The sequence below is a fragment of the Rhizorhabdus sp. genome (assembly GCF_018006725.1).
Lineage (GTDB): Bacteria > Pseudomonadota > Alphaproteobacteria > Sphingomonadales > Sphingomonadaceae > Rhizorhabdus.
In genome coordinates, this window is the sequence record NZ_JAGMXV010000280.1 from 1 (window position 1) to 5470 (window position 5470).

Consider the following 5470-nt stretch of genomic DNA (forward strand, 5'->3'; position numbering starts at 1 on the left):
GCCGCGCCACTGCTACGCTCAAATTGCCGATCTCCGTGTCATGATTGAATTTCTGCACCGATGCTTGACGACGGGATTTGCGCCCGTTCGGCTCTCGCTCGGTTTGAGGCAGCTTTGGCCTGCCCCTTCTGCTCCGGAGTTTATCCGCCTTCGTCCTTGCCTTGCCCATCCACAGTCCCTTTTTTGAGTTTCGCCGCCTGTTGTGCTATGTGCGGCTTTGGATCGTTCGGGACTGATTTGGAGCCGCTGCCGGGGTTATTCGGTGGCGGTTTTTTCTTTGGCTTTTCTCATCATCCGTTCGAGTGGAGAAAGCGGGAAGCGCTTGCTTTCAGAATCGGGTTCATAGCGCGCGAGATACTGCCGCTGTGCCTTGAGCCACATTTTGTATGGATGCATTCTGCGCTCGCCCCAAGGATAGGCTTCCCGGATTGCCTTTACCCTGTCGTCAAACGACACGTCATCCGGCAAGGTCTTGTGAACGCGGCTGATGTGCTCCTTGGCAGATTCGTACCAACTCATCGCGCGGCCTCGTTCAGGATGTCGTCCCGCATCACTTCCACAGCCGCCTGAGCGTCGCCAATGTACGGCGCCTGATGCGACTTCGGCAGACGAGCCCAAGGCTTCGCGCCATGCCCATTGCGGCGCTCGTAGATGGCCTTCGCAATTTCCTCTATCTTGGTCATCACCACCTCACATCAGCCTGAGATAACCGGAGGCGTTCCGGCGGCCGGAGCCGATGGCATGCGGATCGGCTGCTTTGATCTTGCCCTTCGTCACAGGTATTCTCATCATCTTCTTCGGCTTCGGAGGCCGCTCCTTCTTCCGATACGGATACCGTGCCAGCTTGATGACATAGGCCTTCGAGATGCCGTACTTTCGGCCAATCGCCGTTGGGCTCTCCCCGGCATTGTAGGCCGCCACGATCTCGTCCTTCTGGCGCTGGCTGAGCGGCATGGATCACCGAAGACCCCGCACCCTGAGCGCGTACAGGACAGTCGTGTGATCGCGCTTGAATATCCTGCCAAGCATCGGCAGTGAGTAGTCGGGCCGCTTGTAGGCAACAGCGCACATAGCAGCCTGCCGAGCCATGACCACCCGATGCCGCCGGCTCTTCGACATGACCTCGTCATAGGTTGCGCCGTGCATCCGCGCGACCAGATCGATCATGGCCCGTATCGCATGGCCCGGAGGACGGTCCAGCTTGATCAGAGCGCGGCGCTCGATTGCAAGAGCGTCCATCCTCGCCTTGCGCTGATCCTCGGCCTCCTTTTTCGCTGCCTGTCTGCTCGCCCATTCTAGAGAGGCTGCCGCCAACGCATCTCGACGGGGTGTTGCGCGACGTTCGCTTGCGATGCGCTTGGCACCGGCTTCCGTGTGTCTGGTGGATACGGCGAACATCTATGCGGCCTCCTGCTCTGCCGAATGCATGAAGTCGCGCTTCCACAATCCCCGATCCGCCGACGAATAGTAGCGGTACGTCGCCTGATCGAACCAAAGGCTGACCTTGCCCTCGAAATCGCCGTTGCGTTGCTTGGCGACGTTCAGGATGACGCCGGGCTTCTGACTGAGTTCCTGACGCTCGGCTTCGGTCTTCGCTGCCTGCACCTCATCCTCGTGCCGGCGGTTCCGCCAGACGGTCAGGATGTTGAACGCATTTGCGCCGATCTCCATTGCGCCCTTGATGTCTTCGGTTTCAGGAGCGGATTGCGCCTTGTCGCCCTTCCGGGCATGCGCGACGAGGTGAACATGGACGTTGTTCCTGATCGTCCAGTCCACGATGTGGAAAACTGCCTTCTCCTGACCCGTATAGTCGTCCTGAGCGATGCCAAGGCGCATCAGGCTATCGATAATGAATTGATCGCAGCCGTACTTTGCACGGGCATAGTCGAAGACCTGCAAGAGCGGTTCGACCCCAGCCTTCCCGACCCGCTCGTAGAGCAGAAGCCCATTGTCGAGATAGGACAGGATGCGTTCGATGTAGGGGGCAGTCGGCCGGTCGATCCCGCTCGTCTGCTTGCACATGCGGCGGAGCGTCTGTTCGCCCTTCATCTCGAATGAAGCGATGCAGAGCCGCGACCCCTGCTTGATCCAGTGCGGGACGCAATCCGAAAGAATCTGGCTCTTGCCTGCTCCGGAAGCGCCGCTCCAGAGCGTCAGTTCGGCTGGCCGGATGAAGAACCTGTCGGAGATTTTTCCGTAGGGCAGCGTATACCCCGGCCGCTCACCCTGTGCCGGCCAGAAGAGATGGATGACCCGGTCGACATACTCCATCGGCCGCTTCAAGCCGTCCGGGTCGAGGGCCTTTGCCTTGGTAATGGCGTCCTTCATCGCAAACTCGCCGAGGCCCGATACCAGACACTCGTTCGCATCCTTTTTCGGCAAGCTCACCCGGTAGCAGCGATGCCGGCCGAGGCGAGAGGCTATTTCCTCCGCCGCCTCGTCTCCGGGCTGATCCATGTCGGTTGAGATGTAGATCCGCTCGAACCGCTCAAGGCGATCATATTCACGCTCGATCCAGTTCTGCTTGCCGCCCTTGCCGCCTCCGAACGGCACGGACATCGCCACGAAGCCGTAGCTCGCCCATGAAAGCGCGTCGATCTCGCCTTCGGTGATGATGACCTCCCTGGCGCTCTCCGGTACCGCCTGCCACCCGAACAGAATCGGCTCGCAGTCCGATGCGGTCGGCTTCGGCTTTGCCCCGTCCTCCGCCTTGCGCGACTTCGCCATGGCGAGTGTGCCGTCCGGCAGAAGAAACGGGAAAATGATCTCGTCGCCGCGCTCAGCCACCTTGTAGGCGGCTATCGCTTCCGGGCTGATGTTGCGGACCTCGCGGAGGTAGTCGAGCACCCTGCCGTTCGGAGCGTGACAGTCCGGGCGTGGCGGGCGGGTGTAGGTCTTCTTCGGCTCGCGATATGGTTCCGGCCGCGCCATGCCCAACCAATCGCGGGCGGCGTCCAAAGCTTGAGCCAGAGAACCGCCGCGGGACGCTACCCACAAGTCCAGAAGATCGCCGCCTTCACCCGACTGGAAATCCTGCCAGACGCCGGCCTTCGCTCCCACAAGGTGCACGCCGAGAGACTGCCCCTTCTCGCCGGCCGTCGAGCCGGCACGCCATTCCTGGCCCTCCCGCCGTCCACCCGGCAGAAGCATTTCGGCTACCGCCTGCGCCCGGTCTGCCAAGGCCCGTTTGATCTCGGTGATATCGGCCATCAGGAAAGCCCCTGCGCTTTCCAGCGTTCGATCTCCTCGGCCGTTGGCGGCGCACAATCAACGTTGCGGTAGGGGTCAGGCTCCTCGGGTTCCTTGCGTCGCAAGAGCCCCTGCACCCATTCCATCGGCGACTGCTTTTTCGCGGCCTGTTCGATGATTTCGAGCGCTTCTGCCCACGTTTTCACCTTGTCCCGCTTGATCTTGGCGATGACGCCGCCAGCAGACGGTCCCAGCACCGCCTTGCCCCGCTCGAACGCCAGCTTTTCAAAATCGATCGGCGCTTCGGCGCCCGAACCGATAGGTTCGGAATTATCCTTTCCTTTCCCTTCCTCTCCCTCATCCTTTCCGTCGATACCATTCGGCGAACATTCAGAGATTGGGCTTGGATATTTCGGAGACTGAGGCTTATCTATCTTCTGATGTTTCCACCCGGTAACTTGAAAATACTCTTTCCCGTCAACCACATAGATTCGTATCAGATCGTTCGCCTCCAATTCGGCGAACATTCTCGACACATCGTCTGACGATATGTCATCGGCTGGAAAGATCAGCGCTTTGACTTGCTTCGGGGACATCGGATGTCGGCCCGCGTCGTCGCAGAAATTCCACAGACCGATGAACATCAGGCGAGCGTTCAGCGAGCATTCCATGACCTGCTCGCTGGTCCAGAACTCCGGCTTTATTGACCGAATGCGAGCCATCAACGGCGCTCCTGGTACGGGTATGAGAGAATCTTGTTCTCAACGGGGATCTGATTTTCGGCGCCGGCAAATAGGTTCAGGAAGGTTCGCCACGCGCGGCCGGCCTTGAGCCCATCTTCAAGCGCGCCGGTGTGTTGCGCGCGGTCCTTCGCGTAGATGTAGGCTTCCCACGCTTCGCGGGCTCGCTCGGTTATGTCGATGATGTCGGCGCTCAATGCCGTTCTCCACAGACTGCGGAAACACGACATTCCAAATACACCCGCTTTGAGGGTCTTTGAAAATAAAGTGGCTCTATTACCCGGAATTCACAGGGTAATTTCATTACCCCAAGCTTCATTTTCCACATATTATCAACAGAGATCGCCGCCATTAGCGCACCACCTCCACGTCGATGCCCTTGAGCGCGCGCATCATCTTGCGCTTGAGCTGGAAGGCCTCGGTTTCGACGCCCTTGACATCGATGACACGGAAACGATCCCGCTCATGATCCCAGAAGGCCGCATCGGCCACATAGACGCAGATGACCTCGCCTGTCGGCCCGAGAAGTTCGAAACGCTTCTGAAGCTCAAGGCCGCCGATCCTGCCGGCCTTCTCAAGCTGGATCAGTTCCTCGCAGTAGGCAGCCTCGCGCTTGGACGCGTACCGCCGTCCGTCCACCACAATCGGTTCGTTTCGGAATTTCCTCGGCTTCTCAATCTTTGACTTGCCATCCCGGTATTCGGCGGCGGACATGCGGGTCATGCGAGTTGCGCCTCCCGCTTCGTCGTCTTCGTCGCGAGGGCCGACTTCGCCCCGCGCTTCGTGTTCTTTCCGAGATTTGGAATCCACCCTGGAGGGGCCATGGTGACGGCCCAATCGCCGGGCTTCAGAGGATAGCCGGGAACCATCGTCCAGCCGTCCGCAATGCGGGCGGAAAAGAGCTTGAGTGGGACGAGTTCTATCGAGATCTTCATCAGTAGCCCCGATCTGGAACGTAGAGGCAAATGGAACGGATGGCGTCGATCACTCCGCCCGGTGTGCACTGGTGGAAGAACTCGTCCTTGGAGAGCTTTATGCGCGCGTCGCTGTACGGGATGATCTCGCCCGTCAGCCTGATGCGATACCCAACCGGGCCTTCCTCCACTTCGCTGCTGGCCAGTTGCCTACAGTCCTGATTGGAGCAGCACTCCCATCCATAGCGCCAGCCTGTCGGCGCTTCGTGAGCCGAGACAATGCAAGGCTGTGCAATGAGGGTGACGACGACGAGGAGCTTCATCTACTCAGCCGCTTCCTTGAATTTCTCGGGTTTGGCTTCGACCGCATCCTGATCGCCAGAGGCTGCGAGGTTGCGCTCAAGTTCCGCACCGATATCGACCGCCGACTTTTCAATGAGTTCGATTGACGGCCGCTCCAACGCGTCGATCTGGGCCTTTCTGCCGTCAATCGAGAGCAACAGCCGACGCTTCTGGTCCTCCAGCCGGAGGATGCTGCCCTCGGTCATGGTGAGTTCTTCATTCAGGCTGCTGAGCGCCGCGATAGCCTGATCGCGCTCGCGCTGATCGACGGGCTTGTGCGGTACG

General features: G+C 59.8%; 11 protein-coding genes. All 11 read right to left on the reverse strand.

The genetic code is table 11. The annotated features are described in order from the left end of the window. Positions 1–255: 255 nt before the first annotated feature. The gene (locus KAY22_RS23880) at positions 256–519 is read right to left on the reverse strand and encodes a hypothetical protein (protein WP_296625637.1); all 264 of its coding nucleotides are present in this window, start codon (positions 517–519) and stop codon (positions 256–258) included. Continuing rightward, positions 516–683: a hypothetical protein gene (locus KAY22_RS23885; protein WP_296625638.1), complete on the reverse strand. Its 168-nt coding sequence runs from the start codon at positions 681–683 to the stop codon at positions 516–518. Before KAY22_RS23885 ends, KAY22_RS23880 begins: the two co-directional genes overlap by 4 nt. 7 nt (positions 684–690) lie before the next feature. Further along, positions 691–954, reverse strand: a complete 264-nt coding sequence (locus tag KAY22_RS23890; protein ID WP_296625639.1) for a hypothetical protein — start codon at positions 952–954, stop codon at positions 691–693. 3 nt (positions 955–957) lie between these two features. Next, a complete protein-coding gene (locus tag KAY22_RS23895) occupies positions 958–1398 on the reverse strand; it encodes a helix-turn-helix domain-containing protein (RefSeq protein ID WP_296625640.1) in 441 nt (146 codons plus the stop codon). Then, on the reverse strand, positions 1399–3210 hold the full coding sequence (locus KAY22_RS23900; protein ID WP_296625641.1) for a toprim domain-containing protein: 1812 nt from the start codon (positions 3208–3210) through the stop codon (positions 1399–1401). Next, complete coding sequence (locus tag KAY22_RS23905) at positions 3210–3911, reverse strand: hypothetical protein (protein WP_296625642.1); 702 nt, start codon at positions 3909–3911, stop codon at positions 3210–3212. The genes KAY22_RS23900 and KAY22_RS23905 overlap by 1 nt, the downstream gene beginning before the upstream one ends. Then, positions 3911–4126 (reverse strand): hypothetical protein, encoded by a 216-nt coding sequence (locus KAY22_RS23910; protein WP_296625643.1) that lies wholly within the window; start codon positions 4124–4126, stop codon positions 3911–3913. Before KAY22_RS23910 ends, KAY22_RS23905 begins: the two co-directional genes overlap by 1 nt. Positions 4127–4280: 154 nt before the next feature. Further along, positions 4281–4643 carry a DUF1064 domain-containing protein gene (locus tag KAY22_RS23915; RefSeq protein WP_296625644.1) on the reverse strand — a complete coding sequence of 121 codons (363 nt, stop codon included), beginning with the start codon at positions 4641–4643 and terminating at the stop codon, positions 4281–4283. Between the two features lie 5 nt (positions 4644–4648). After that, positions 4649–4864 carry a hypothetical protein gene (locus KAY22_RS23920; RefSeq protein WP_296625645.1) on the reverse strand — a complete coding sequence of 72 codons (216 nt, stop codon included), beginning with the start codon at positions 4862–4864 and terminating at the stop codon, positions 4649–4651. Continuing rightward, positions 4864–5166 carry a hypothetical protein gene (locus KAY22_RS23925; RefSeq protein WP_296625646.1) on the reverse strand — a complete coding sequence of 101 codons (303 nt, stop codon included), beginning with the start codon at positions 5164–5166 and terminating at the stop codon, positions 4864–4866. The genes KAY22_RS23920 and KAY22_RS23925 overlap by 1 nt, the downstream gene beginning before the upstream one ends. Next, the coding region (locus tag KAY22_RS23930; protein WP_296625647.1) for a hypothetical protein at positions 5167–5470 on the reverse strand (304 nt) is incomplete at its 5' end.